The organism is Mesorhizobium sp. B2-8-9, assembly GCF_006439475.1.
Taxonomy (GTDB): domain Bacteria; phylum Pseudomonadota; class Alphaproteobacteria; order Rhizobiales; family Rhizobiaceae; genus Mesorhizobium.
In genome coordinates this window covers 59,169-84,112 of the sequence record NZ_VFTQ01000022.1, presented here as the reverse complement: position 1 = coordinate 84,112, position 24,944 = coordinate 59,169, and the positions used below count along the sequence as shown (strand labels likewise).

Below are 24,944 nucleotides of genomic sequence, written 5' to 3'. Positions count from 1 at the left end.
GGTTGTGCCGTGGCGAAGTCCAATGGGCGTCGAAGGGCGCCTGCGCCAACCGTCGGCGGCTGCGGTTGGGCGCCGTGGTTCAGGCCAGCGCGCTGAAAGCGCTGCGCAGCGGAATCGGTCCTGAAGAGACAAATCGGAAAAAGGCGCTCCCGGCCCGTGTCTGATCGCACGAGCCGGGGCGCGGGGCGTCAATAGTCGGAGCCGCCCTCGACGACGACCCGACGATGATGGTGCCGGTGGATCGAACTCGTGACGACCACGTCCTGACGACGGTGATGGCGATAACGCCAGCTACGCTTGCCATTGTCATAGAAGGCGACCGTGCCGTGATGGCGGTGATGCAAGCGATGGCCCTCGTCATTGATGATGATGGCGGGGCGGTGATGATAATGATGCCTGTGATGCGTCCTGATGACGACATCGGCCTCGGCCGCCGAAGCGACGGCGGGTGCGGCGACGCAGAGCGCCAGGGCAGCAAGAAGCGCTGTTTTCATTGCTTTATTCCTGATTCCTGAATCATCCCTTCGGCTGGGTAAACCGCTGCCTGTCGCTTTGGTTCCGGGGAGGACGACATGCGCCATCCGCTCCGGCGCGCGGTCGAGATCGGGTGGGAGGATGGGCCGGCGCCGCAGTGGGCGGGGGTTCGTTGGGATAGCTGAGGCACCGGCCGAAGGCGGAATGGGCACCGCCGCGTGTCAGAATATGCTCCCCGTGCGGTGACGAAATTGCGCGATCGCGGAAGGGACGGCGTGGCGCCGAAGCTGCCGCTCTCCCCAGATTACGCGATCCGCCCTCTCCGCCCAGCCACCGCTATCGCGACCGCCAACGCCACCAACCCCGTGGCCGCCGCGAAGGTGAACCCCATGCCGCCGGCGACCGCTGCCGGCGATGCCGTCGCGACATCCTTGGTGCCCACGGCGAAGGCGAACACCGCGCCCATCACCGCCGTGCCGGTAACAAGGCCGAGATTGCGCGACAGGCTCAGCATGCCCGACACCACGCCGCGCTCGGAGCTGTCGACGTCGGCCATGACGGCGGTGTTGTTGGCCGCCTGGAAGAGTTGGTAGCCGGGCGTCAGCAGGATGATCGCCGCCACGTAGCCGACGACACCGAAGACGCCCGGCAGCACAGCGAGCGCGACGCAGCCGGCGACCATCAGCACCAGCCCGGCCATGACCATCGCGGCAGCGCCGAGGCGGTCGACGACACGCCCGGCAATGATGCCGCAGAACGCCGAGACCACGGGCCCGATCGACATCACGGCTCCGGTCGCAGCGTCGCCGAGGCCCAGCGCACGCGACAGGAAAAACGGGCCGACGACCAGCGTGGCCATCATCACCGTCGAGACCAGCGCGTTCATGGCGAGGCTCGGCGCCAGCACCGGGTCGCGCAACAGCGCGAACTTGACCAGCGGCGACGCCACCTTGGCCTCGGCGACGACGAACAGCGCCGCGCCAACAATTGCCCCGCCGAGCAGCGCCATGTTCAGACCACCGAAATGACCGCGCCCCATGGTCATGGCCAGCGCGTAGGCGGCAAGCGTGGCGGCAAGCAGCAGCGTCCCCAGCATATCCAAACGCGCGGCTCCCTTCGCCTCTGCGCGGTCGATGCCCGCCCCTTTGTTGCCCGGTAAAAAGCGCCAGACGGCCAGCAGCGCGACGGCGCCGAGCGCGGCGTTGACGAGGAAGATCGAGCGCCAGCCGAGAGCTGCGATCAGCACGCCGCCGAGCGAGGGTCCAAGCGCGGTGCCGATCGCCGACATGGTGCCGAGCAAGCCCATGGCGCTGCCGGTGCGTTGCTTCGGCACCGTCTCGCCGACGAGGGCTATCGTCAGCGCCATCATCACCGCGGCGCCCAGGCCTTGCACGGCGCGGGCTGCGATCAGCATCGCCAGCGACGGCGCGAGCGCGGCGGCAAACGAAGCGGCGCTGAAAAGCGTCAGGCCGGCGATCAGCAGCAGCCGGCGGCCGACGACATCGCCGAGACGCCCGACGCTGACGATCAGCGCCGTGATGGCGAGCAGATAGGCAAGCACCACCCATTGCACCGCCGCAAACGACGCGGCGAAGGCCACGCTCAGCGTCGGCAGCGCGACATTGGCGATGCTGGTGCCGAGCGAGGAGACGAGCATGGCAAGCGACAGGCTGGCCAACGCGCCCGCCGTCGAATGGCGCAGGGGCGCAGCGCGGGTTTGGGCAATGTCGGCCATGATTTCTTCTCCGTCGGTTGAACTTGCGGGGAAGATAGGAGCGCGCATGACATGGCGGAACACGCAGCGTATGCACTTGAATAGTGCATCAGACGCCATGCCGCTTTGACGAATCCGTGCTAGGGTCGCGCCATGTCGCGACCCGATCTCAACCTGCTCGTCACGCTTGACGTGCTGCTTGCCGAAGGCAGCGTCGCCAAAGCCGCGCGGCGCATGAAGCTCAGCCCTTCGGCAATGAGCCGGGCCCTGGCGAGGCTGCGCGAGGCGACCGGTGACCCGCTTCTGGTGCGTGCCGGGCGCGGCCTGGTGCCGACGCCGCGCGCTGTCGAGCTCGGCGGGCAGGTCGGGCGGCTGGTGAAGGAGGCGGAAGCGGTGCTGCGGCCTGCCGAGCGGCTCGACCTCGCGCGGCTTGGCCGCAGCTTCACGCTGCGAAACAGCGATGGTTTCGTCGAGAATTTCGGCCCGGCGCTGCTCGCCCGCGTGGCTGAGGAAGCGCCGGGCGTGCAACTGCGTTTCGTGCCCAAGCCCGACAAGGACAGCGGCCCGATGCGCGAGGGCGCGGTCGATCTGGAGACCGGCGTAGTGGGCGGTTCGACCGGGCCGGAGGTGCGCGCGCAGGCGCTGTTCCGCGACCGCTTTGTCGGCGTCGCGCGGGCCGGCCATCCTTTGTGCGAAGGCCGGATCACCGCTGCGCGCTTCGCCGCCGGTCGGCACATATTGATCTCGCGCCGCGGCCTCGACCGCGGCCCGGTGGATGACGCCCTGGAGCTCGCCGGGCTGACGCGGACAGTCGCGACCGTCGTAGGCGGCTTCGCCGAGGCGCTGGCGCTGGCGCGTGGCTCCGACCTCATCGCCACGGTGCCGGAACGCTATACCGGAACGCTGCGCGAGGGCCTGTTCACCTTCACGCTGCCGGTGAAGCTCGCCGCGCTGACGGTCTCGCTCTTGTGGCACCCGAGGCTCGACGCCGATCCGGCGCATCGCTGGCTGCGCGGGCTGGTGAAAGAGGTGTGCCGCCTTTCCTCTCCGCCGTTTCGCGAGGGCGAGGAACCCATGCCCTGATACGCCGCGGCACCGCGGAACCAACCGCGCGTTGCAGGCGATGCCTTTATCATATTAGCCATTACTAACATGCACTATCGTACGCAGGACTAACCGTGTCTGTCATGGAACCCGCGGCATAGTCAGCGCGTTGCCGGGCGCGCGTGAAATAGCCGGAGGCTCGCTTGAGCGAATTCAGGAAGTTCGCCTGCCCCCGGTGCCTGGGCGCCGGCAAGGTGTTCGAGTGCGAGAAACAGGTGGCGTCGAACGGCGCATGCTGTCCCTCTGGCGCGTTGCGCCACAATTGCCCTGGACAACGGGCTTCCTGCCAGGCCTGTAACGGAACCGGCCTGCGCGGCTACGGCGCGCCCTCTGCTATAGAGGAGTAAACCCGGCCGGCTTCGCTTTCGCTACACCCGGGAGTCTTGCCTTTCATTCGTAACTTCTAATAAAATGTATAAGGGCGAGAGCAGAGCGGCGGGCGCCCCGCATGACAATCTATCGTGTCGAGGAAATGGACGGCGAAGCCGTCGTCGCGGTCCATTCGGCCGCAGCAAAGACGCCTTTCGAGGCGGCTGAGAAGGCGCTTGGCCAGAAAGTCACTTTGCGCGCCGGCGCCGACAGATGGGTCCGCGTCGTCGATCTCACCGAGCGGCCGAAACCGGTCAGGCTCAGGCCCACGACATTCGAATTCAAGGCTATAGGCCAAAGGAAATAGCGCGCTCCGTTTTGCATTGGCGCCAGTGTGCACGAAGCGCGGCGAAGTCGCCGAGCAAACCGCCAGGCACTTTTCCTGGCTTTAAGTGCTGGCGCCGCCCATCAGCGCGGCGACCAGGGTCGCCAGGAACACGAGCAGCCCCAAAGCGACCCGGTCCAGCCATGACCGCCGTCTGGCAAGAACCTCGAACAACCGTTTGGCCATCGCAACTTCCCCCATTCGGCGACACTCTATCACGTCTTTCATGAGCGGGTCATGAAACGGCTCACAGATAGATTCGATGCCGCTTTCAAGCGGAATCCCGTCGTCGCCGGGCATCAATGCTGTACTGCCGAATTGCACCCAAAAAAAGTCGGGGTCGAAGCGACATGCCGGCCGGCGAAAAATCAGCCTATTCAAGCGGATAGGCATATGCGCGGCGCTGCCTGGTGGATATCTCAAAAGCCCGGAATTCCGCCATTTCGTGGCTTTTCGCCGTGTCCCCGGCACGGCTGCAAAGCGTGCTTCGAGGACGAAAAGGCGGCTAAAAAGACGCTTCCGGGCCGCTGTCCGGCGGCGTTGACAGGGCACCGCGCCAATGGCACTCGGCAACCACTGGTCACGCCATGACCGTTGCTGTTGGGGACGGACGGGGTTTCAGCAGCTTGGCGGCGGCGCCGGACGGGCGGGCATCTTCGAGGTGTACCGCCCGCTCCTGGCCAGCCTCAATTTTCAAGCCGGATGTCGCGGGACCAAGCCGGAGCGTCACCGCCCCGATTCAACGCTTGACCGACAACGGCACCGCGGCCGCCAGTTCCCGGCGCCTGTCTGGCATCGGCCTCAAATATCGCCCACCAGGCCTACCGACGGCATCGGCGCGTGATCGGATCGGATCTCAGAACGTGAAGTCCGAGGATGGCACTGCGGCCGTCACCGCCGAAAGCCTGTCACGTCTGGCAAGCGATGATTACGAGGTAGCGCCATATCTCGCCCTTGCAGGCAAGATGACCAGTCCCAACCTGCTTGACCCGGCCGTGATCGGCGCGATAGGCGGGGCGCAGACCACGCAACCGATGAAGATCCGCCATGACAGACGCTATCGTTAAAGACGGCAACGGAACGACGCTGAAGGATGGCGACTCCGTCATCCTGATCTAGGACCTCAAGGTCAAGGGCACGTCCGAGACGGTCAAGCGCGGCACGCTGGTGAAGAACATCCGCCTCAACGGCAATCCCGGCGAGATCGAATGCAACACCAAGCAGGTGAAGGGCCTGGTTCTGAAGACGGAGTTCGTGAAGAAGGCGTGAATGCGGCACGGCCCTTGTGGGAGATCATGCGGCCGGCTGCTTTATTGCAGCGGGAGCGCCGCCGGCTAGTCACCTCAGGAAGGGAGGAGCTCGGCAATTCCGGTGCTGCCGCACGTCGTCGCCCTCCCTTTATGTTGCACCGCGTTAGATTTGTTGCATTGCGGTATGAGCCCGCAGGCGCAAGTCTTCCCCAAGGCGGGATACGAACGAGCTTGCGAGGTTCGTATTCGTGTCAGCATCAGCGCAGGATTTCAGGCCCGACATAGAAGGGTTGCGGGCGGTGGCCGTGGCGGGCGTCATCGCCTACCATTTCGGCCTGACCGCGCTGCCCGGCGGTTTTGCCGGGGTCGACATCTTCTTCGTCATCTCGGGCTATCTGATCACCCGCCATCTGGTCGCCGAGATTTCCGGCACCGGCCGGCTCGACCTTCTGCGTTTCTACGCCCGGCGCGCGCGGCGCCTGCTGCCGGCGGCGCTTTTCGTCATCGTCGCCACACTTGCCGCCGGCGCGGTCATCCTGTCGCCGGAAGAACAGGCGCTCTATTCCAAGGGCGCCATGTTCGCCTCGGCCTACATGATCAATCTGTGGCTGATCCGCTGGTCGTTCGACTATTTCGCCAATGACGCCGCGAGCAACCCGTTCATCCATTACTGGTCGCTGTCGGTCGAGGAGCAATTCTACCTCGCCTGGCCGGCGCTGCTGATGCTGGCCGCCTGGCTGAAGCCGGGCAAACGCTCGGTTGTCATTGCAATCGCCGCGGCCGGCCTCGTCTCCTTTGTCCTCTGCGCCTGGCTGACGAGCGTATCGCCACCCTGGGCGTTCTACTTTTCGCCGCTGCGCGCATGGGAATTTGCCGCCGGCGGCCTCGCATCGATGGTGCCGGCGCGGCTGTTGCAGGAGCGTCCGCGGCTGGGGCGGGCGTTGAGCCTGGCCGGACTGGCGATGATCGGGGCCGCTTATCTCACCTTCAGCGAGGACGCTCCCTTCCCCGGCTTTCTGGCGCTTCTGCCGGTGGCCGGCACAGTCCTTCTGCTCAAGGCGGGAGCGGCCGGCGTCAGGGACGGCACTCCTCGTTTGCGCAATTCCGAACGGAACTGCGTGAACGCCGCCCTGGCGCTGCCGCCTTTGCAATGGATCGGCAGGCTCTCCTATTCGCTCTATCTCTGGCATTGGCCGGTCATCGTCTATGCCGGCATGCTGGCGCCGGAGCTGACGCCCGCCGAGCGGCTCTGTTGCCTTGCGCTGACACTCGCGCTGTCCATCCTCAGCTACCACCTCATCGAGAACCCGATCCGTCGCAGCGGCTGGCTGATGGCCAATGCGGCGCGGGCGCTGGTGCCGGCCCTCCTCCTGACCGGCACCGGCGTCGCAGCCGCCTATGGCAATGCCAGGCTCGCCGCGCATGATCTCGACCCGCAGCAGCGCATCATAGCCGCGAGCGCCGCCGAACCCTCCACGGCCCGCGCCAAAGCAGGCTGCGTGCTGGACTACGAGACGGTCACGCCGATCCCTTGTGTGTTCGGCGACGGCCGGCGCACCATAGCCCTGTTCGGCGACTCCCACGCCGACCACTGGTCGACGCCGCTGATCGAGGCGGGCCGGAAAAACGGCTACCGGGTGATGACCTGGCTGAAAAACTCCTGCCGCGCCTCGCGCATCAGCGTCTGGTCGGCCGAGCTGAAGCGCGCTTACGCAGAATGCGACCGCTGGCGCGAGCAGGCGATCAAGGAGATCATCCGCGCAAAGCCAGCGCTGGTGGTCATATCGGAGCTTGCGCTGAGCAGCGGGCGCAAGATGGCGGGGCGCGACGGCGACACGGACAGTCAGGACGCCGACTGGCGGGCCGGCCTGCGCTCCACGCTCACCAGCCTGAGCCAGGCCGGCCTCAAAGTCGCCTTCATCCGCGACGTGCCGTTCAACAACGCGAATGTCGACACCTGCGTGGCGCGGGCGCTTTGGCGGAACGAAACGCCCTCGCGCTGCGACCAGACGCGGGCCTATGCCGCCAACGACAAGATGGCGGGGGTGGAGCGCGATATTGTCGACAGCATCCCCAACGCTGCTTACGTCGACCTCACCGGCCGCTTCTGCAGCGCCACCATTTGCCACGTCTTCATCGACGGCAAGCTCGCCTTCCGCGACCGGCACCATATGGCGACACCCTTCGCGAAATCGTTGGAGCCGGACGTGGAAAAGAGGGTGATTTCGAAGGTGGGAAGGTGATGCTGCCAATCTCCCCGTTGTGGGCTACGGCATGGACACATTTCCAAGCGGCTGGCCTTTGGCGATAGCGTGCATGGCAGCTTGGCGCATGCATTATCCTATGTAGCGCTGGTCGACCCCCACTCCGTCTCGGCTTCGCCGAGCCACCTCTCCCCCGATCGACGGGGTAGAGGAAAGGCGCCAAGCTTTTGCCGTCAACGTCCGTCCAGCAACGCTCCCTTCCTTTCCCTCCGGAGGGGGAAAGGTGGCGCTGCGAAGCAGCGACGGATTGGGGGAACCACCTGGCAATCAAGCTTCGGCCTGATCAGTCACGCCAGTCACAGAGGTTGTGTGCGTAGCGTAGTCGTTGTGGGGAGAGATCAGCAGCTCATGCCCCCTCACCTTACCACAACGACAAAATGCTTCGTCACCGGCTCGAGGATCTTCCACGTTCCTTTGAAATCGGCCTCGACCACGAAAGCATCGCCAGGGCCGACCTCGACCGGCTCGCCGCCGTCGGGCGTGATGATGATGCGGCCGGCGATCATGTGGACGAATTCATAATCGGTGTAGGTGGCGTGATAGGTACCGGGCGAAGCGCGCCAGGTGCCGGACATCACCTTGCCGTCCCCGGTGGTGTGCTGCACGGCCGTCTGCATGGTCGGCCTACCCTCCACGACGATCCAGCCCGGCAGGTCGCCGGCCTCGGCATGCTCGACGGCGCCGAATTTGAGAATGGTCTGCTTGGTCATGGGAGCTCCTGCGGTTGAGATTTACGTCAGGTGTGGCATAGCCGATGGCGCCAAGGTGCGCGAGTGATGCTGCGACATCGCGCGACGCGCTATTCCCGCTGGTCCGTGCGCCCTTGCGGGGGAGCGAGCGTTTTCCCGCATTTGCGAACGGGCTCGCCCCCGAGACAGGGGCCGCGCATTTTCCTCGGAACACCGGCCCCGTCGAAACCGTTTATCTCTCGAAGGGGCGTCCTGCAACTCAAGGAGGCAGCGATGAAAAAGCTTCTGCTTGCTTCGATGATCGCCATCGCCTCGGCGTTCGCGATCGCGCCGGCCAGCGCCGGCAGCGTGCAACTCGGTATCGGCGTCGGTCCAGGCTATGACGACGACTATTATGGCGGATACTACCCTCACCGCTATTACCGGCATGTCTACGATGATGACGACTACTATGTCCCGGATCGTGAACGTTATGTGGTCCGCTATCATAGCCGGTATTATGGCGATAATTGCCGGGTCAGGATCGTGAAGCACTGGCGCCATCACCACCGCGTCATCGAAAAAATCCGCATCTGCGAGCGCTGACCGAGCGGTGCCCATGATTGGCTGATCTCCTACTCGCGAGGGAGATGGCCGCCCGCCCATCCCCAGGGATGGGCGGGCGAATATTAGCAATTTGGAACATACCCTGCCTCCGGCGCGTTTATGGGGTGATCAACTCCAGGAGGAGGTAGTTATGAAAACGCTCCTGCTCGCCTCCGCTATAGCCATTGCGTCGGCATTCGCCGTGATCGGCCCGGCCAATGCCGGACGCCTAGAATTCGGGATCGGCATCGGGGACGGTTATTACGACGACGATTACGACGATTACAGGCCATTCTATGGTGACGACTATTACAGTGACCGCTACCTGTATCGGCCGTATTACCGCCAGTATTACAGCTACAGGCCGCATTACTACCGGAATTACTATTTCCGGCATCACAGGCGCTGCCAAGTCGAATATGTGAGACACTGGCGTCATCACCACCGGGTCTACGAGGCGATCCGCGTCTGCAGGTATTGAACCTCCCTGGCAACGAGGGGCTGGCTTGTTGGCCGCTTTTTGCGACCTATCCTCGAAGGTGACCACGCGCTGCGAATATTAGCGATTGGGAACATACGCTTGCAGCGACCGTTTATTTGGTAATCGGCCTTCAGGAGGAGGTTGCCATGAGAAAACTCTTACTTGCTTCGGCGATTGCCGTCGCCTCCGCCGCAGCCACGGTCGCGCCTGCGGATGCACAGTTCTTCGGGCCGTTCGGCGGCTTCAGCCCGTTCTTCGGTGTCCCGTTCTACGGCGGCGGCCCGTTCTACGATTACGGCGGTCGCTATTATGGACCGCGCTACTATGACGACTACTATCCCGGCTACGTGGTCCGGTATCCGCACTACCGGTACCATCGGTATTACAGGCACTACTACATCTATCCCCATCGGTACCACCACAGGCATCATCACCGGCACCGTCACAGGCATCACCACGGGTATTATTACCGGTATTAGCGGGCCGGCGGACTGATCTCCCTCCTCGTAGGGGGAGATCGTGTCGGCGCCTTGCAAATTCCCGGCAAAATGCCATCTAATTCTCCGGCATCCACGGAGAACATCCTTGACGCAGCGAAGCGGCAGCGCCGACCTGCCGCTGCATGGCGGGCGGGTCCCGAAATGGCTGGGCGATCGGATGACGAAGCTCGGCGTGGTGCTGTGTGAGGCGATCATCCATCATTACGGCCGCGATGAGCTTTTGCGGCGTCTGGCGCATCCCTTCTGGTTCCAGTCCTTCGGCGCCGTGATGGGCATGGACTGGCATTCCTCGGGCATCACCACCTCCGTCATCGGCGCGCTGAAGCGCGGGCTCAACCCGCTCAGCAACGAGCTCGGCATCCATGTCTGCGGCGGGCGCGGCGCGCATTCGCGCAAGACGCCCGGCGAGTTGCTGGCGATCGGCGAGCGCGTCGGGCTGGACGGCGATGCCCTGGCCACCGCCAGCCGGCTCGTCGCCAAGGTGGACAGCGCCGCGGTGCAGGACGGCTACGACCTCTATCTGCACGGCTTCATCGTCACCGATGACGGGCGCTGGGTGGTGGTGCAGCAAGGCATGAACGGCGACGCCCGTCAGGCTCGCCGCTACCATTGGCTGTCGGAGGGGCTCAAAAGCTTCGTCGACCAGCCGCATGCGGCGATTGAGGGCGAGCGCCAGGGCGAGATCGTCAACCTCACCGACCGTCGCGCCGAGAAGGCCCGCGGGGGCCAGATCGCGCTGCTCAAGACGATGAGCCCGGAAAAGATCCTGACCGAGCTGGCCGCGCTGGAACCGCGGTCGGAGCCTGAACCGGCCGCGCAGCCGCTGCTGCCCAACCTCGTCATGCCGGCGCATCACGATGTGCGCGAAAGCGACATCGTCATGCGCCGCCTGCATGGCAACATCGCCTCGGCCATCGAAAGCGGCCCAAAGGATTTTCCTGAATTGCTGCTGGTCCCCGGCGTCGGCCCCCGCACGGTGCGGGCTCTGGCCATGGTGTCGGAAGTGGTGCACGGCGCGCCCTATCGCTTCTCCGACCCGGCCCGCTTCTCCCTCGCCCATGGCGGCAAGGACCGCCACCCCTTCCCCGTGCCGCTGAAAGTCTATGACGAGACGATCACCGTGCTGAAATCGGCGGTGGGCAAGGCAAAGCTCGGAAGAACCGAAGAGTTGGAGGCGCTGAGGCGGCTGGACGGTGAGTCGCGCAGGATGGAGCGGTATGTGACGGGGCCGAGTCTGAAGGAGATTGTCGCCGGCGAGATGGACCAGTCGCATTTGCTGGGCGGACGGAGCGTGTTCGGGTGGGAGGGGAAGCCTGAGGGTGGCGAGGAGCCAACCTCCAAAACGCACACCGGACTCCGCAAATAAGGTCGAAGATCAGCGCCTCTGCAAGTTCACGTCAGCAATCTCACATCGTGATTCACTTTGCTTTGCCAAGCTCTTGATTTGGCCGCGTCCATCTCGCCCCCTACCCAACCTTCCTCCCCATCATCCCGTAATGCACCGCCAACAGATCCAGCCCGACCTTCAGCAGCTTCACAACCACGTCGCGCCCCTCGCCCGCGCGTTCGGCGATGGCCTTCACCGACTGGCCTTCGAGGCAGGTCTTGCGCACCACCTCAGCCACTTCCCAATGGGCGAGCGCAGCGGCAGCGTGGGCATACGCCCGGCCGGCTGAGAGCACCCGGTCCGGGACGCCGCCGCCGATCCGGCCGCTATCGACGCGCTCGCTCCAGGATTGCGGCTGCAGGCCTTCGCGCTGGCTACGCTCGAAATCGTCGCGGAAGCGCTGGCCGGCCTCGCGCTGCTGGCGGCTAAGCGAGGTGATGCCGGTGAGCGGATCGACATTGCGCAGGCGCACGACGCCGCCGGTGGAGGTGTAGCCGCCGTTCGACACCTCGTAGATGCGGCGCGCTTCCGCCGTGCCGGTGGTGAGGCGCTGGCGGCCGAAGCCGCCGGGCTTCAGCGCGAAGTCGTGACCGATCTCGCGGCGGATGCGCACCTGCTCGGCCTCGCCCTTGGGGAGCTTTGGCGGCTGGGGTTTCTTGGCGGCTTTGCGGGGCATGGTGCGGTCCTTGGGTTGGAATTCTAGAAATGTTGGCGCGAGACACCCTCATCCGGCTCGGCGCAGAGCGCCGAGCCGGATGCTCCCACAAGGGGAGAAGGGAGAGCCTGGCGCCCTCACATCACCTGCCGCGATGGCCGTGAAACCTTGCATGGTGATGGGCGCAGTAGGAGCGCGTGGCCGACGTCGGCAGACCGCAGCAGAGCATGTCCGCTCCCGGGCGCACGGCTTGCGGGTCGGCTTCGGCATCCTCGCGCAGCGCGAGATCGAGCGGTGCGCGGCAGCGGCCGAACAGGCAATCGAGAAAGCGCATGGCCGCGACATGCGGCTGGCGGCCGGGGTTCACCGGAGGCGGCGGCGCCGGGAGCTTGTAAAGATGCGCTTCGGATTTTTCGCGGGTGCCGGGGGCGAGCCAGGCGGGCGGCAGGGTGCGCGCGGGTTTGCGGGCGTTGGACTTTTTGGAGGCGCGGTTGGCACGAGTGCTAATGGCGCCCGATTTCGAGGGAATCGCATAGACCGACATGTCGGCGGGACAGCACCCCCCTCTGCCCTGCCGGGCATCTCCCCCGCAAGGGGGGAGATTGGCAGCTTCGACGCCGGCGGCCTCCACCAATTCGGCATGCCTTGAAAGCGCGGCAGGTTCGGAGAGCGTCACGCCTCCGGCCGCCGCCCTGCCCCGCCTGCCCGGACGATCCGGCCGGGCATGCTTCCTCGGCCTGCCGCCGGCGCGGCCGCCTTTGGGATTGGCGAAGCCGATGGCGCTCAAGCCGGCGTTGCGGTGGACGATGCCGATGATGGCGTTGCGCGAGACCGGGCTGCCGCGCAGCGCGCTGAAGCGGCCGGCGATGCGCGAGGCCGACAGCCCCTCCTTCAGCAAAGCGGCGATCTCGTCGATTTCCTTCTCGGTGTAGGCGGCTGCCATCTGCTCATTCCGTTGATTGCGAAGCGCTTGGGGCGAAGCGCCAGGCTTCAGGCCAGGCGCCAGGGTTCGGCCGCGAGGCCGTTTGGTGGTCAGGTCAGCGAAGGCGTTGAAGGTCAGGCGGCGCCGGCAGCGTTGTCTTGGCGCAATTCCGGACGGAAAACCGCTTCGCACTTTTCCTGGAATTGCTCTGGCGCCGCGCCGGTGAGTCGGAGAAGAGCGGCCTCGGCCGCAGCCCGCGTCAGGCCCGACACCGCGCGGCCCGTCTTCCGGTCGAACAGGATGACGGTGCCGTCCTCTGTGCGGATGCAGCTTATGCCCGAATTGGGGGCCGGAACCGGGGGAGGAACGGCTCCGGCCGTTCCGGTGAACCGGGGTGCGGGCGGTTCAGCCGGATCCGGGGCAAGCGCCCCGGAATGCGCCCGGACCGGGGAGGAGGACGGTCCGGACGATTGGAATTCGACAGGCGATTCGAACGGGAAAGACGGTTCGAATTGGAAAGGCAACGCGTTCATGCCGCCTCCTTTTGCGTGGCGGCGAACGCGTCGATGCTCCGCCAGGAATCGATAAGCCCTGAGATGCTCGTCGGCGGCACCGGAATCATCGGCTGTGCGGAAATGCTTGCGGGATGTTCATTCATGCGCTAAGCGTACGTTATGTACGAAATACGCGCAAGCGAAATCGTACACTTTGGACGATAATTTTCAGGCATTTTGTACGATGATGGATTCTCGGCACAGATTGCAGCAGGCGCGCGCCCAGGCCGGCTATGCCTCGCCCAGTGATGCGGCGCGGGCCTTGCGCGACATCAACAAGAACACGCTGATCAGCCACGAGAACGGCAACCGGCCGCTGTCGCGCAAGGCGGCGGAGAAGTACGGCCGGCTGTTCGGCGTCGATCCCGGCTGGCTCTTGTTCAACGGGGATGGCGCAGAGGCGGCGCCGGTCAATTTCGCCCCCTCGCCCGTCACCATAGATGTGCCGATCGTGTCGTGGATCAGCGCCGGCGAGCTCGGCAGCCAGGACAGCGTCGTCAATCTCTCCGACTATCCGACCATCCCGACCGCCGACCTCGAGGAAGGCGAGTGGATCGCGCTGCGCGTCGACGGGCCTTCGATGAACAAGATCTCGCCGCCGGATTCGATCATCTTCGTGAACCTGCGCGACAAGCGGCTGGTGACCAATGGCTGCTACGTGATTTCAGACGAGACGGGACGCGCCACCTACAAGCGCTGGCGCCCGAACGACAACCCGCCGTTCCAGCCGGCATCCTACCTCGACATCCCGCCGCCGGAGCTGGAGGGGGCGATCACGATCATCGGACGGGTGAAGCGGTCGATGATCGATATGTGAGAGGGGATAGGCCGGTGTCGTCCGGCAAAGGTCACGATCCTCCGCCCCTTTTGTCCTTTTGTCCTTTTGTCCTTCTGTCCAACCAGGCCAAGCGCATAAATTCAGCCCTTGCAATTTTTGCTTGCATTAAGGAACAAAAAGAGAACTATATAAGCGTCCGTCGCAGCAACCGTGGTAACTCCGGGGGGAGGATCAACAATGTCATGCCGCATCGGCGCGTTTTTGCGCGTGCTTGTTGGTGAGGTTTTGCGCGGGCCGCTGATAGTCCTGGCGGGGATGCTGGTGCTTGTCGGGCTGACCGAGCCAGCGCTCGCTGTTGTCAAGGACCCTGCCCTTTGTTTTGGCGACAAAAAAAGCGCCGGCGATGCCAAAGTCGCAGCCGACCGCCGCATAGCAGCCTGCAGCGTGATTGCCGAGGACGTCACGGGGGCATCCCCTTTGCGCGCCAAGGCTTATTTCTTCAGGGCCATGGCCTTGGACGACGAGCAAGACTGGGATGGCGCGATCGCCGATTATGGCGAGGTGATCGCGCTCGATCCCAAGCAGACTTCGGCCTATTTCAATCGCGGCACCGACTGGTCTAACAAGGGGGACGACGACCGGGCGATCGCAGACTTCAACATGGCGATCAGCCTGGAGCCGTCCGACAGCCAAGCCTATTCCAGCCGGGGCTCGGCCTTCCTGCACAAGGGTAAGGTTGACGCGGCCATCCTCGACTTCCAGCAGGCGATCGAGGCTGATCCGGGAAACGGCAGGGCGCATGCCGAACTCGGCTCCGCCTTGGCCGCGACGGGCGAGCAGGAAAAGGCGATCGCCGCATATGACGAGGCGATCCGGATCGATCCGACGGACGTGACCGCCTTGGTCAACCGCGGCATCGCCCACGCCGCCACGGGCGGATTCGACCGTGCTATTGCCGATTACGACACTGCGCTGGGCATCGACCCCAGGAGCGCCGACGCCTATGCCAAACGCGGCGCTGCTTGGGCCAACAAGAAGGAGTGGGTTCGCGCGATCGCCGACGCCAACAAGGCGATCGAGCTCGATGCTGGAAACGTCGACGGCTATTACTACCGAGCCGTCGCCTGGGCGGGCAAAGGCAACGACGAACGCGCCATTGCCGATTTCGGCCAGGTGATCGCACTTGATCCGAACGATGCCGGAGCCTGGTTCGCCCGTTCGCTGATACGAGCCCGGCGCGGCGACGCTGCCGGCGCGGCGGCCGATTGCAGGAAGGCCATCGCGCTCAAGCCGGAGAAGGCCGGTGATTGTGATGCGGGACCCGCCGACGCCGAGGTGCCTGCGGTGGAAACGGCGTCCAAACCGGATCTTTCCGCTTTGACCAAGCAGTTGGAGGCCACTGGCAGGCAGATCCGTTCCAAAGATGCTGCCGCGCAAATCCAGGATGCATTGAAGCAGCAGGTCTCCGGCGACGTGCCGGGCGCGATCGCTTCCTTCGGCTATGCCATATCACTCGATCCCGACAACGCCGAGGCCTATTACGACCGGGCGGTCGCCGCGGCCTCGCAAGGAGACGATGCCCTTGCGGCGAGCGACTGCCGGCGCGCCGTTCGAACTGGACCCGAAACGTGCCGACGCGTGCGCCGCGCTCATGGCCCAAACCGTTCCGGTCGCCACCACACAGGACCAGGCTGCCCAGGATCAGGCCGCCGCCAGGATATTGGTCGAACGCGCAGGAGCGCGTCTGGCAAAATATGGCGTCGACGGCGCACTGCTCGATTTCGACAAGGCGATCAGCTTCGATCCCAAAAATGCCGACGCTTATCTCGGCCGCAGCCGCGCCAGGACGCTCAAGGGCGACCAGGCCGGCGCGGCGGCGGATTGCCGGCGCGCCGTCGAACTGGATCGCGCACGGTCGGGAAGCTGCGACCAGCAGGCTGCCGGTGATGAGGGCAAAGCTGCGCCGGCGCCAGACCTGGAGCAGCCAAGACGGGCGATCGTCAATCCGAAGTCTGCAACCGCGGCTTTTGGCATGCCACCGGTCGTGCTGAATTTCGCCGCCACGGATGACCTTGCCGAGAAGTCTATCGAGGCGAGAGACCCGCATGGAGTGGAACTGATCCTGGGCGGCGACGCCTGGCTGGACATGGGCCAATATGACGAAGCGATCGGCGCCTATAATGGGGCTATCGCGCTCGATCCCGACAACCGGTTCGCCTATTTCGGCCTGGGCAACGCGGCTGTGAACAAACGCGCCTACGCCCAAGCGATTGCCGATTACGACACGGCCATTGAACTCGCCCCTTCTTTTACCACGGCCTATCTTCGCCGGGGTCTTGTGAAGATAATGTTGGGTGACGTGGACGGCGGGCTCGCCGACTGCAACAGAGCCGCCAAACTGGACCCGAAGGCGCGCGAAGCTCACTACTGCAAAGGCTTGGCCTGGCAGGCAAAGGGCGACGCCGGGCGCGCCATCGCCGCCTATTCGGTCGCCATCGGGATCGATGCCAAGGATGACGCCAGTTACTATGGGCGCGGCATGGCGCGCGCCGGACGGCAAGACTATGACGGCGCCATCGCCGACTTCGACCAAGCGCTCCGGCTCGACCCCGGCAATTCGGATTATGCCGCTAGCCGCAGGGCGGCTTTGGAGGCCGGCGGAGAGGCGCCCGAGCCTGCAGGCGACGCCTCCAAAGCGTATGGCTCCGATGTCGCGGTGGTTATTGAACATGCCGACCAGCTAACCAAGCAGCACAAATTCGCTCGGGCGCTTGTCGAATACGGCAGGGCCATCGAGTTCGCCCCGGACGATGCCCTTGCTTATTATCACCGGGGGATGGCTAAGGCGCAGTCCGGCGACAACGACGGGTGCAGGCAGGATTACGAAAGGGCCGCCCAGCTCGATCCCAACAATGCCGACATCGTCGCCACGTTGGCCGCTACGGTGGCGGCCAAAGGTGAAACGGAGCGCGCTATTGACGGCTACACGAAGGCCATAACGCTGAAGCCGGGCGATGCGTTCTTCTATTCATTACGCGGCGACGCCTTCAAAGATATCGGCGACTATGATCGCGCCGCCGCGGACTATGAACAAGTGATCAAGCTTGACCCCGACCGCGACGATATCGGCGGCCGGCGCGCGGAAGCAGTCGCCGCGAAAGCCGAGCAACAGGCGATCCTGCAAGCCAATCGAAATATGTCGGACACAGAAATTGCGCTGGCCGCCTTCACTGCGGGAAGCGACTGGTTCGCGAAAGGTGACAACAACCGCGCCTCCGCCGACTACAATTTAGCCGTCAAGCTCGCTCCCGAAAACGTGGTCGGCTATTTCGGCCGCGGCAATTTGTGGTTCCGCCTGCAGAAATACGATCGGGCTATGGCCGACTACAACAAGGCCGTGCAGTTCGATCCGAGCTTGGCCAATGCCTATGTCCGCCGCGGCCTGACATGGATGAAGAAGGGCAATTTCGATCTGGCCATCGCCGATTGCGAACGGGCGATGGGCATCGACGCGAAGTCGCGCGATGCGTATTTTTGTAGAGCCCTCACCTTTGAGACCAAGGGCGATCCCGAGAAAGCCATTGCCGACTATGGCCGGGCGATCGATCTCAAGCCGCAGGACGCCTCCATGTATGTGGCGCGCGGCAAGCTTTTGGCGGACAAGAAGGACTACGGTCGCGCCATCGCCGATTTCGACAAAGCACTCGGCCTGCAGCCAGGCAATGCCGACGCCCGCAAGGGCCGCAAGCTGGCACTGGCCGCGAAGGCAAAGACGTCAGGCAAGATCGAGAGCGGAGCGGCGACCTCGGCAGGCAGCATCCCATCCGCAGCCAGGGCGGCTTTCAACGAGGCTCAGGTGCTGGACAACAAAAACGACTATGACGGCGCCATCGCGCAGTACGGCAAAGCGATTGTGCTGTTTCCCGCCTTCCGGGACGCCTATGTAGCGCGCGCCATCCTTTGGGAGACGAAGGGCGATTATGCCCACGCCATCGCCGATTACAGCCAGGCTATAGCCATCGACCCAGACATCGGCGACACCTACAGCGATCGCGGCCGCGTCCTCAGCTACCGGGGGGACTATGACGGAGCATCGGCGGACTACGAAAACGCCGTCCGCCTCGATCCAACGAACGCAAGGATCTATGCCGGTCGGGGCGCGTTCCGCATGAAGCTCCATGAAGACACAGGAGCACTCAGCGATTTCGAGACGGTGCTTAGACTCGATGGCAACAATGTTTTCGGTTACTCGGGCCGCGGCACGATCCGCGCCCGCAAAGCGGACTATGACGACGCGATCGCCGACCTCAACCAAGCGATCAAGTTAAGGCCAAATTTCGCTGCCGCGTACAAATCGCGAAGCGCGGTGTGGGAAGCCAAGGGCAATCGCAAGCGTGCGGAAGCCGACCGCAAGAAGGCGCTAAGTCTCGGGGCAGAGTGAGCAGGGTGTCGGAGCGCAGGCGGATGTCACCTTGGAAATGGCTGCAAGTGGTGGCGGTCATCCCCGTAAGCATCATTGGGGCTGACGTGATGCCAACGATGTTCGGCGGCGGCAGACATCATCACCATCAATCAGTGGAGATGCCGCCCCAGCCGGTAACCACCGCCGACATCGATGCCGAAATCCGGAAGCAGGATCTCCAGATCTTCGAGGCTATCGCCCGCGAATTTCCGGACGACTACGATGCGATGTTGCGCAAGATCACTGCCGCGGCCCAGACCGGAAACCAAACAGAAGTGCGCAATGCCAGCAGGCAGGCGGTCGCCGATCTGAGGCACAGATACGCACCGCTCCTACCTTCGGCGCCGGACAGCAACGTCTCGGAAGCGCTTTCGGCGCAACTCGACATGCTCAATCATGTCATGGCGCGCGAAACGCCGACCACCTGCAACAATTACCTGCGCAACGGGCCGGACGCGATCAGTGCGCCCGGCCACGATTTCCGGGCTGACCTGGACAGGATCGGCGCCACCCTGTTCCGCGCCTTCGGCGCCGCCAAAAGAAGCGGCCTACCGGCGGCAGTGCCTAGCGATCAGGACTGGTCGCTGGTCGCCGACGTTTTCACGAAGATCGGCGGCACGCCGGCCGAGATGGAGGCTATCTCGAACATCAACCAGAACTTCCCGGGTCTGTGTCCGGCCATGGCGAAATTCTATGAGGCCGCCCTGGTAATGCATGGCGAACCCGGGTGGCACATTAAGACCGCGCTGCTTCTTGCCATCGTCGAGAATTAGGCACCGCACCGGATTTCCGGCAGGTTCCGGCGCGACACTGCGTTCCTGCGTCCTCTCAGGCACCCAGAAACTCGTTGCTGAAAAATGCCCCGAGATTCGGCCGCTCCTTTAGCACCTTGCCGTCGCCATCAAGCAATATCCCCGAGGCGAACAGATACCCGCCCATCGCCTCCATCTTGGCCCTGTCCATCGTGCCGATGGCGCCGTCCGCGCTTTTCAGGAAGTGCCCGTCGTTCAGCGCCTTCAGCGAGGCTTGCACCAGCGCTGGGTTGGTCAGCGTATCCTTGTTCGCGGCGATCAGCAGCTCGCCCGCCTGCTGCGCATGATCGACGGCGAATGCGTAGCCGCGCCGCGTCGCCTGGACGAAGGCCGCGGCCGCCTGTCGGTTGGCGGCGAGGAAGGCGTTGCTGGAGACGATCAACGTGGTGTGCTCGTCCGGCACGCCATAATCGGCATAGCGGAAGCTGCGCTGCTTGAGGCCTTTCAGTCCGGCCTCGACGCCTTCCCAGGTCGAGACTTCCAGCGTGAAATCGACCGCGCCGTTGGCCAATGCCTCATAAGCCGAGGTACCCAGCGTCACAGTGGAAAACTCACTTTTGCCGCCGTCATGGCGGATGATGGTCGAGATCAGCGCGTTCTCCCAGGCGCTGCCGAAGCCGCCATAGGTCAGGCCGTCGAGATTTTTCGGAGTCTTGATGGCGGCGCGGTCGGCGTTGAAGACGACGCGACCGGTCTCCGACTGGACGACGGCGTAGACGGCCTTCAAATCCGCGCCCGCGCTCTTTTGCGTGAACAGGCCGAGCGAGCCGGAAATGCCGAAATCGGCGACCTGGCTGGCCACCAGCGTGCCCGAGCCGGTGTCGCCATAGGGCAGGATTTCGACCTCGATGCCCGCATCGCGGTAAAAGCCCTTGTCGCGGGCGACGAACAGGCCGATGTGATTGGTGTTGACGGCCCAGTCGAGCGCGACGGTGATTTTTTGCGCGGCGGCCCGGGCACGTGCAGCAGTCCCGGCAAATGGCAGGCTGGCGGCCAGAAGCATCGCCTGGCGGCGGGTGAAGTCGGTCATCGGTTTTCTCCATCGGATGGTCGGGAAATCGGTTCGGCGGCGCCGAGCAAAATGTCGAGGATGCCGGCCTCGATCCCGGCGACCTCACGGGCAAACGCCGTGCTCTCGGTGCGCGGGCGCGGCAGCGGCACAGCCACCTCACGCACCACGCGCGCGGGCCGCGCCGACAGCACATAGATACGGTCGGACAGAAGCACCGCCTCGCGCACGTCATGGGTGATGAGCAGCGCCGTCCAGCGATGGTTTCGCCACATCGTCTCCAGCCAGCGCTGCATGGCCGCGCGGGTGAGCGCGTCGAGCGCGCCGAACGGCTCGTCGAGGAGCAGCATGTCGCGCTGCTGCACGACGGTGCGCAGCAATGCCGCGCGCTGGCGCATGCCGCCGGACAGCTCGGCCGGCCAGGCGCGCTCGAACCCGGCAAGGCCGAACTCGGCGAACAACGGGGCCACGCGCTCGCGCGCCGCGCGGCGCTTCATGCCCTGCACCTCGAGCCCCAGCGTCGCATTGTCGATGACGCGCCGCCACGGCATCAGCGCATCGCGCTGCGGCATGAAGGCGAAGCGGGCGCCATCGAGCGGCGCGCCGTCGAAGCGCATCTCGCCCTCGCCCCGGATCGCGCCGGTGAGCAACTGGAACAGTGTCGACTTGCCCGCGCCGGAGGGGCCGAGGATCGAGACGAACTCGCCCTCTTCGACATGCAGCGAAATGCCTGCCAGAACCTCTAGCGCGCCGAAGTTTTTTCGCATGTTGCGGAGCTCGAGCCGGGTCATGGCCGGCCCTCTCGGGAAGGCTTGTCGCCATAGCGCCCCGCCCTTTCGCTCTTTGCATTTTCCCAGGGCATGGCGAGACGCTGGGCGAGCACGGCGAGGCCGAACAGCGTGAGCGTCAGCGCCGAGCTGACCGCGACGGCGGCGAGCACGAGGTCGGGGCGGAAATTGTTCTTGGCGCTGAGCATATAGATGCCGAGCCCTTTGGCGGCACCCGCATATTCGGCGAAGATGGCGCCGACCACCGCATAGGTGATGGAGATGCGCAGTCCAGCGAAGAAATAGGTCAGCGCCGACGGTAACCGAGCGAGCCAGAAGATGCGCCGGCGCCCTGCTCCCATGGCGGCGAGCATCTGGCTGATTTCCTTGGCCGTGGCGGCATAGCCCTCGACCAATGCCACCATCATCGGAAAGAAGGTGACCAGCGCCACGAGCAGGATCTTCGGCAACAGCCCGAAGCCGAACCAAAGCACCACCAGCGGCGCGATCGCCACCAGCGGCAAGGTCTGGCTGGCGATCAGGAGCGGGAACAGCGCGCGGCGCAAGGGGGCAAAGAAGTCAACCAGCGCCGAGAGGATGAAGGCGGCAACGAGCGAGCATGCAAAGCCCGCCAGCGTGGCGCGGATGGTGGGAAGCGTGTTGTCGGCCAGTGCCGCCCGGTTCTCCCAGGCCTGCGCCAGCACGCGCGAGGGTGCAGGGAGCACGGTGGGGGCGATGCCGCCGAGGCGTGCGCAGAGTTCCCAAGCGACGAGAAGGAGAGCGAAAGCCAGCGCAGCGGGGAAGATCTTCGCGACGGTCGTGGTGAAGGCTGATCTCCCCCCTAGAGGGGGAGATGGCCGGCAGGCCAGAGGGGGGCGCGAAGGAATGACGTCCTTCGAAACCCGTGCGAAAGCAATTGGCGAACGCCGCGCGCGCAACCAGTTGAGCGGTCGGCGGGACAGCACCCCCCTCTGCCCTGCCGGGCATCTCCCCCGCAAGGGGGGAGATTCGCCGTCACCTCGGCTTTCGCCCATCGCCGAAGGTTCCCTTCTCTCCTGCGAGATGGGACTGGGAGCATCTCCCCGACGCGATGGATCAAGCCAAACAGCCACGACATCTACCTCGATAGATCGAGCTTGCGCTCAAGCCGCGGTCGGGCTGTTCGCCGAAATGGTGATATCGAGCGTCACGTGACCGGCACCCGGCCCGAAGCGGCAGAAGGCTTCGTTCAGCGTGGCGAACACCGCGCCGGCGTCGCCGCGCAGCTTGGTGCAAAAATGCTTGGAGCGTTCGAAGACGCCGGACCGCTTCAGGAAATCGATGCAGCCATAGATCTCGTCCATGTGGTCGCCGGTGCCCATCACATAGAGCGAGAATTGCGCCGCCACCGGCTGGTTGGTCGAAAGCGTGGCCCCGACGGCGCGCAGCGCGGCGCGCTTGCGGTCATCGAGTGGGATTGCCGGGCCGCCGATCTCCTCGGAGCGGCAGATCGGGTCATCCGGCTCGCCGGGGCAGCCGCGCGACACGGCGGCCGACAGCACACAGTGCCTGCCGCTTTTGGCGGCCGCCACGAACAGGTCGCGCATGGCTGGGAACAGCACCTCGGGCGGCCCGACCAGCAGCGTCGAGATGTCATCGGTCTCGATCCTCAGCCTGTCGCGGTAAGGATCGAGCGCGCCAAGCGCGCCAAGGATCACGCCGACGAAATCGTCGGCCATGGGATAAAGGGAAATCTGTGCGCCGGAAAACATGGCCCGCCTCGCTCCGCTGGTATTATCCAGATCAGCTTTAGGGTCCGGAGGCTTGCCGCCACCATCTCAGCCCCGACCGTACGGAGCACCCCTGTGGATGGCCGGGTTAAAGCACTGTTTGCGGTGCTGGGAAAGCGGTTTTTTGCGGTGTCAGTTGGGCCAACCGCCCATCTCCCTACGGGAGATGCCGGGTGGTTATAAGATTTTTGTAGTTTTCTTATAACGGCTTTATCTAACTATTTTGTCGTTCAAATTGTACGAATCCCGCTTGATTGCTTTTCGTACATAAAGTACGATACTTCCCTTCCATTGAGGGGATTTGCTTGAACACCGCGAACCATGCCGCTTTTGCCGACCTCTCCCACCCGTTGTTGTCGCCTTTGCCGCTCGCCGAGCGCGAACGCCTTGCCGGCGCCTGGCGCATGGCCAGCCAGGACATCGCCGACGACATCCGATTCATCCGGCAATATCTGAAAGTGATCGCCGAAAAGGACGAGCGGCTTTCGACCGGCGCGCTGGTGCATGGCCGCGTCTATGTCGAGGCGTGCGCGGCCTGGCTGCCGGAGACGGCGGCGCGGTATTTGCGCAACCTCAGGCTGATCAGCGAATGCGAAAGCGCGATGATCGCCGCGGGGGTCAGGTTTGCCCGATCGAGCGATGCGTGGTGAGAGCGTTTTGACCTCTTCCGTTAGAGAAGGGAAGGAACTCCAAGGCCGCCAGCGACGCGAACAATCATGCCGCTGCAACCCTCGGCTCTGGGCCTCGAAAAATGCATCGTTTCACACAATCGCCAATTGGTGGACGCGGGCGAGCGGCCGGGCGTTAATTCTGCGCAGGCGAAGGAGGGTAAAGCCGTATACCAGGGAGGAATTTCATTTTGATGGACCAACAAATCGACATCGGCATACAGCCTGACGATCAGCCCTACGAAGTCACTTCATTCGCCCGCAAGCATGGCCTGACGGTCCCGGTTGCCGACGCGGTCCTTTTCGCCAAAGGTCCGTCGCCGTCACGCGCAGCTTGCGACATGGCAGCGCTTGCCTTCCTCTGCGCGGTCGCGCGATACGCCGGAAAGCAAGGGACGCGATAGCCTCCTCTTATAGCTTAATTGCAACCCGCATGCCGCCGGCGTGGCTGCTGGCGGCGGCGATGCCGAGCGTGCCGGTCAGCCGGCCGCCATGGTCGAAGCCTTCGCTCAGAGGTCGTGACGGTTCAGCGGGGAGCGTAGATGCGAAGCATGGTGCCGTTATCGTAAGCGGCCGTCACGAGGACGTTTAGCTTGAGCGCGTCCGTCAAACCGCTGAATAGCGGTTTGCCACCGCCATAGGCGGATCGGCCGAGTCAGGATGACATACTCATCAATCAGACCTGCCTTCGACAGCGCCTGAGCGAACTCTGCGCCGCCCCGCAATAATTTCGCCGCCGGGTTGCTTTTCAATTTAGCGATTCCTCGTGCAGGTCACCTTTCGCAATAGTGGACTCTGGCCAAGTTGCCTTTTTCAGCGTTTTCGAAAACACGACCTTGGGGATGACGTTCATCGGCGCGCATAGGCATCCTCGGATTTTTGCCAGTACGGGCCCATTTCCTCATAACTCACGCGGCCCATGATGTGTGTGCCAGCGCGACTGATGCGATCGAGTTTCCACCGCTTGAGCTCTGCCGTTCAGGAAAACCGCCCGTCGACATTCCCACCGGCCCTACGACATATCCGTCGACCGACATGGTCATGATCAAGACGACTTTGCGCATGGTCGGTATAGCCTCCGGCACAGTTCTCACACGGAGCGTCGCACCGTCACATGATCCGGTGAAAAGGGGGCAGGCCTTGGCTGGCGGTCAGCCCTTGGTCTTCCTGGCGGGGGACTTTGCCTTTGCCGGGCCCTTGGCGGGCTTCTCCGCCTTGGCCGCTTTCGGCTTGTCGGCCTTGGCGGCGGCGGCCTTTTTCGGGCTCTTGGCTTTCGGCTTGCCGGCCGCATCGACTTCGGCCGTCGCCTGGTCCCAATGCTCCTTATGAGCGCCTTCGGGCCGGCCGGCCTGCTCCCAAATCTCGTGCGCGCGCTGGCGAATGCGTTCGTGCCTGTCGTCCGTCAC

At 64.3% G+C, this 24,944-nt stretch carries 25 protein-coding genes, 1 pseudogene and 1 riboswitch; of the genes and pseudogenes, 14 read left to right on the top strand and 12 right to left on the bottom strand.

From position 1 onward, the window contains the following. Positions 1-188: 188 nt before the first annotated feature. The gene (locus tag FJ423_RS23605; RefSeq protein WP_140845443.1) at positions 189-494 is read right to left on the bottom strand and encodes a hypothetical protein; all 306 of its coding nucleotides are present in this window, start codon (positions 492-494) and stop codon (positions 189-191) included. A gap of 284 nt (positions 495-778) precedes the next feature. Further along, a complete protein-coding gene (locus tag FJ423_RS23600; RefSeq protein ID WP_246680247.1) occupies positions 779-2,209 on the bottom strand; it encodes an MFS transporter in 1,431 nt (476 codons plus the stop codon). A gap of 132 nt (positions 2,210-2,341) precedes the next feature. On the opposite strand from FJ423_RS23600, the gene FJ423_RS23595 reads away from it, so the two are divergent. Beyond that, a complete protein-coding gene (locus tag FJ423_RS23595) occupies positions 2,342-3,271 on the top strand; it encodes a LysR family transcriptional regulator (protein WP_140845441.1) in 930 nt (309 codons plus the stop codon). A gap of 469 nt (positions 3,272-3,740) precedes the next feature. Then, positions 3,741-3,968, top strand: coding sequence for a hypothetical protein (locus FJ423_RS23590; protein ID WP_095768306.1), 228 nt, complete (start codon positions 3,741-3,743; stop codon positions 3,966-3,968). An 81-nt stretch (positions 3,969-4,049) separates the two neighbouring features. On the opposite strand, the gene FJ423_RS23585 is transcribed toward FJ423_RS23590, so the two are convergent. Beyond that, positions 4,050-4,379 carry a hypothetical protein gene (locus tag FJ423_RS23585; protein WP_140845440.1) on the bottom strand — a complete coding sequence of 110 codons (330 nt, stop codon included), beginning with the start codon at positions 4,377-4,379 and terminating at the stop codon, positions 4,050-4,052. A 353-nt stretch (positions 4,380-4,732) separates the two neighbouring features. On the opposite strand from FJ423_RS23585, the gene FJ423_RS23580 reads away from it, so the two are divergent. The 3 genes and pseudogenes from FJ423_RS23580 (at position 4,733) to FJ423_RS23570 (ending at position 7,479) form a co-directional block, all read left to right on the top strand. Next, the gene (locus FJ423_RS23580; RefSeq protein WP_140845439.1) at positions 4,733-5,053 is read left to right on the top strand and encodes a hypothetical protein; all 321 of its coding nucleotides are present in this window, start codon (positions 4,733-4,735) and stop codon (positions 5,051-5,053) included. Continuing rightward, a pseudogene (locus FJ423_RS23575) lies at positions 5,034-5,255 on the top strand (alkylphosphonate utilization protein). Before FJ423_RS23580 ends, FJ423_RS23575 begins: the two are co-directional and overlap by 20 nt. Before the next feature lie 229 nt (positions 5,256-5,484). After that, the gene (locus FJ423_RS23570; protein WP_140845438.1) at positions 5,485-7,479 is read left to right on the top strand and encodes an acyltransferase family protein; all 1,995 of its coding nucleotides are present in this window, start codon (positions 5,485-5,487) and stop codon (positions 7,477-7,479) included. A gap of 377 nt (positions 7,480-7,856) precedes the next feature. Here the strand turns inward: FJ423_RS23570 and FJ423_RS23565 are convergent, their stop codons facing one another. Continuing rightward, positions 7,857-8,210: a cupin domain-containing protein gene (locus FJ423_RS23565; RefSeq protein WP_140845437.1), complete on the bottom strand. Its 354-nt coding sequence runs from the start codon at positions 8,208-8,210 to the stop codon at positions 7,857-7,859. A gap of 252 nt (positions 8,211-8,462) precedes the next feature. Here FJ423_RS23565 and FJ423_RS23560 point away from each other — a divergent pair, with 252 nt between their 5' ends. From FJ423_RS23560 to FJ423_RS23545, 4 genes are all read left to right on the top strand, one after another. Beyond that, positions 8,463-8,774: a hypothetical protein gene (locus tag FJ423_RS23560; RefSeq protein WP_095768303.1), complete on the top strand. Its 312-nt coding sequence runs from the start codon at positions 8,463-8,465 to the stop codon at positions 8,772-8,774. Positions 8,775-8,925: 151 nt separating this feature from the next. After that, on the top strand, positions 8,926-9,255 hold the full coding sequence (locus FJ423_RS23555; RefSeq protein ID WP_140845436.1) for a hypothetical protein: 330 nt from the start codon (positions 8,926-8,928) through the stop codon (positions 9,253-9,255). Between the two features lie 146 nt (positions 9,256-9,401). Next, complete coding sequence (locus FJ423_RS23550; protein ID WP_140845435.1) at positions 9,402-9,734, top strand: hypothetical protein; 333 nt, start codon at positions 9,402-9,404, stop codon at positions 9,732-9,734. A gap of 106 nt (positions 9,735-9,840) precedes the next feature. Then, positions 9,841-11,121 carry a DUF763 domain-containing protein gene (locus FJ423_RS23545; RefSeq protein ID WP_140845434.1) on the top strand — a complete coding sequence of 427 codons (1,281 nt, stop codon included), beginning with the start codon at positions 9,841-9,843 and terminating at the stop codon, positions 11,119-11,121. Positions 11,122-11,221: 100 nt separating this feature from the next. On the opposite strand, the gene FJ423_RS23540 is transcribed toward FJ423_RS23545, so the two are convergent. The 3 genes from FJ423_RS23540 to FJ423_RS23530 form a co-directional block, all read right to left on the bottom strand. Beyond that, positions 11,222-11,818 (bottom strand): DUF6456 domain-containing protein, encoded by a 597-nt coding sequence (locus tag FJ423_RS23540; protein ID WP_140845433.1) that lies wholly within the window; start codon positions 11,816-11,818, stop codon positions 11,222-11,224. A 121-nt stretch (positions 11,819-11,939) separates the two neighbouring features. After that, positions 11,940-12,740, bottom strand: a complete 801-nt coding sequence (locus FJ423_RS23535; RefSeq protein ID WP_140845432.1) for a GcrA cell cycle regulator — start codon at positions 12,738-12,740, stop codon at positions 11,940-11,942. Between the two features lie 113 nt (positions 12,741-12,853). Further along, positions 12,854-13,252 (bottom strand): hypothetical protein, encoded by a 399-nt coding sequence (locus FJ423_RS23530; protein ID WP_140845431.1) that lies wholly within the window; start codon positions 13,250-13,252, stop codon positions 12,854-12,856. A gap of 205 nt (positions 13,253-13,457) precedes the next feature. On the opposite strand from FJ423_RS23530, the gene FJ423_RS23525 reads away from it, so the two are divergent. The 4 genes from FJ423_RS23525 (at position 13,458) to FJ423_RS23510 (ending at position 19,286) form a co-directional block, all read left to right on the top strand. Continuing rightward, positions 13,458-14,090, top strand: coding sequence for a S24 family peptidase (locus FJ423_RS23525; RefSeq protein WP_095768299.1), 633 nt, complete (start codon positions 13,458-13,460; stop codon positions 14,088-14,090). A gap of 198 nt (positions 14,091-14,288) precedes the next feature. Continuing rightward, a complete protein-coding gene (locus FJ423_RS23520) occupies positions 14,289-15,998 on the top strand; it encodes a tetratricopeptide repeat protein (protein ID WP_140845430.1) in 1,710 nt (569 codons plus the stop codon). Between the two features lie 85 nt (positions 15,999-16,083). After that, positions 16,084-18,492, top strand: coding sequence for a tetratricopeptide repeat protein (locus FJ423_RS34275; protein WP_281409003.1), 2,409 nt, complete (start codon positions 16,084-16,086; stop codon positions 18,490-18,492). Positions 18,493-18,539: 47 nt separating this feature from the next. Continuing rightward, complete coding sequence (locus tag FJ423_RS23510) at positions 18,540-19,286, top strand: hypothetical protein (protein ID WP_246680245.1); 747 nt, start codon at positions 18,540-18,542, stop codon at positions 19,284-19,286. Positions 19,287-19,341: 55 nt separating this feature from the next. Here the strand turns inward: FJ423_RS23510 and FJ423_RS23505 are convergent, their stop codons facing one another. The 4 genes from FJ423_RS23505 to FJ423_RS23485 all read right to left on the bottom strand — a co-directional run bounded on the left by FJ423_RS23505 (position 19,342) and on the right by FJ423_RS23485 (position 22,852). Continuing rightward, positions 19,342-20,355, bottom strand: coding sequence for an ABC transporter substrate-binding protein (locus tag FJ423_RS23505; protein WP_140845428.1), 1,014 nt, complete (start codon positions 20,353-20,355; stop codon positions 19,342-19,344). Further along, positions 20,352-21,125 (bottom strand): ABC transporter ATP-binding protein, encoded by a 774-nt coding sequence (locus FJ423_RS23500; protein ID WP_140845427.1) that lies wholly within the window; start codon positions 21,123-21,125, stop codon positions 20,352-20,354. Before FJ423_RS23500 ends, FJ423_RS23505 begins: the two co-directional genes overlap by 4 nt. Continuing rightward, positions 21,122-21,907 (bottom strand): ABC transporter permease, encoded by a 786-nt coding sequence (locus FJ423_RS23495; protein ID WP_181174879.1) that lies wholly within the window; start codon positions 21,905-21,907, stop codon positions 21,122-21,124. Before FJ423_RS23495 ends, FJ423_RS23500 begins: the two co-directional genes overlap by 4 nt. Positions 21,908-22,243: 336 nt before the next feature. After that, entirely contained in the window at positions 22,244-22,852 is a 609-nt protein-coding gene (locus FJ423_RS23485) for a YkoF family thiamine/hydroxymethylpyrimidine-binding protein (protein ID WP_140845426.1), read from the bottom strand. Further along, a riboswitch (TPP riboswitch) is annotated at positions 22,843-22,955 on the bottom strand. It overlaps the preceding gene by 10 nt. A 220-nt stretch (positions 22,956-23,175) precedes the next feature. On the opposite strand from FJ423_RS23485, the gene FJ423_RS23480 reads away from it, so the two are divergent. Continuing rightward, complete coding sequence (locus FJ423_RS23480) at positions 23,176-23,520, top strand: hypothetical protein (protein WP_140845425.1); 345 nt, start codon at positions 23,176-23,178, stop codon at positions 23,518-23,520. Positions 23,521-24,689: 1,169 nt separating this feature from the next. Here FJ423_RS23480 and FJ423_RS23470 read toward each other — a convergent pair. Next, positions 24,690-24,944, bottom strand: a complete 255-nt coding sequence (locus tag FJ423_RS23470) for a DUF2934 domain-containing protein (protein ID WP_140845423.1) — start codon at positions 24,942-24,944, stop codon at positions 24,690-24,692.

Coding starts and splice junctions, on each gene's coding strand:
- FJ423_RS23485 (WP_140845426.1), bottom strand. CDS start 22,852: ATGTTTTCCGGCGCACAGATTTCCCTTTATCCCATGGCCGACGATTTC.
- FJ423_RS23550 (WP_140845435.1), top strand. CDS start 9,402: ATGAGAAAACTCTTACTTGCTTCGGCGATTGCCGTCGCCTCCGCCGCA.
- FJ423_RS23605 (WP_140845443.1), bottom strand. CDS start 494: ATGAAAACAGCGCTTCTTGCTGCCCTGGCGCTCTGCGTCGCCGCACCC.
- FJ423_RS23535 (WP_140845432.1), bottom strand. CDS start 12,740: ATGGCAGCCGCCTACACCGAGAAGGAAATCGACGAGATCGCCGCTTTG.
- FJ423_RS34275 (WP_281409003.1), top strand. CDS start 16,084: ATGCCACCGGTCGTGCTGAATTTCGCCGCCACGGATGACCTTGCCGAG.
- FJ423_RS23600 (WP_246680247.1), bottom strand. CDS start 2,209: ATGGCCGACATTGCCCAAACCCGCGCTGCGCCCCTGCGCCATTCGACG.
- FJ423_RS23560 (WP_095768303.1), top strand. CDS start 8,463: ATGAAAAAGCTTCTGCTTGCTTCGATGATCGCCATCGCCTCGGCGTTC.
- FJ423_RS23555 (WP_140845436.1), top strand. CDS start 8,926: ATGAAAACGCTCCTGCTCGCCTCCGCTATAGCCATTGCGTCGGCATTC.
- FJ423_RS23595 (WP_140845441.1), top strand. CDS start 2,342: ATGTCGCGACCCGATCTCAACCTGCTCGTCACGCTTGACGTGCTGCTT.
- FJ423_RS23590 (WP_095768306.1), top strand. CDS start 3,741: ATGACAATCTATCGTGTCGAGGAAATGGACGGCGAAGCCGTCGTCGCG.
- FJ423_RS23565 (WP_140845437.1), bottom strand. CDS start 8,210: ATGACCAAGCAGACCATTCTCAAATTCGGCGCCGTCGAGCATGCCGAG.
- FJ423_RS23505 (WP_140845428.1), bottom strand. CDS start 20,355: ATGACCGACTTCACCCGCCGCCAGGCGATGCTTCTGGCCGCCAGCCTG.
- FJ423_RS23520 (WP_140845430.1), top strand. CDS start 14,289: ATGTCATGCCGCATCGGCGCGTTTTTGCGCGTGCTTGTTGGTGAGGTT.
- FJ423_RS23585 (WP_140845440.1), bottom strand. CDS start 4,379: ATGCCTATCCGCTTGAATAGGCTGATTTTTCGCCGGCCGGCATGTCGC.
- FJ423_RS23540 (WP_140845433.1), bottom strand. CDS start 11,818: ATGCCCCGCAAAGCCGCCAAGAAACCCCAGCCGCCAAAGCTCCCCAAG.
- FJ423_RS23525 (WP_095768299.1), top strand. CDS start 13,458: ATGATGGATTCTCGGCACAGATTGCAGCAGGCGCGCGCCCAGGCCGGC.
- FJ423_RS23530 (WP_140845431.1), bottom strand. CDS start 13,252: ATGAACGCGTTGCCTTTCCAATTCGAACCGTCTTTCCCGTTCGAATCG.
- FJ423_RS23500 (WP_140845427.1), bottom strand. CDS start 21,125: ATGACCCGGCTCGAGCTCCGCAACATGCGAAAAAACTTCGGCGCGCTA.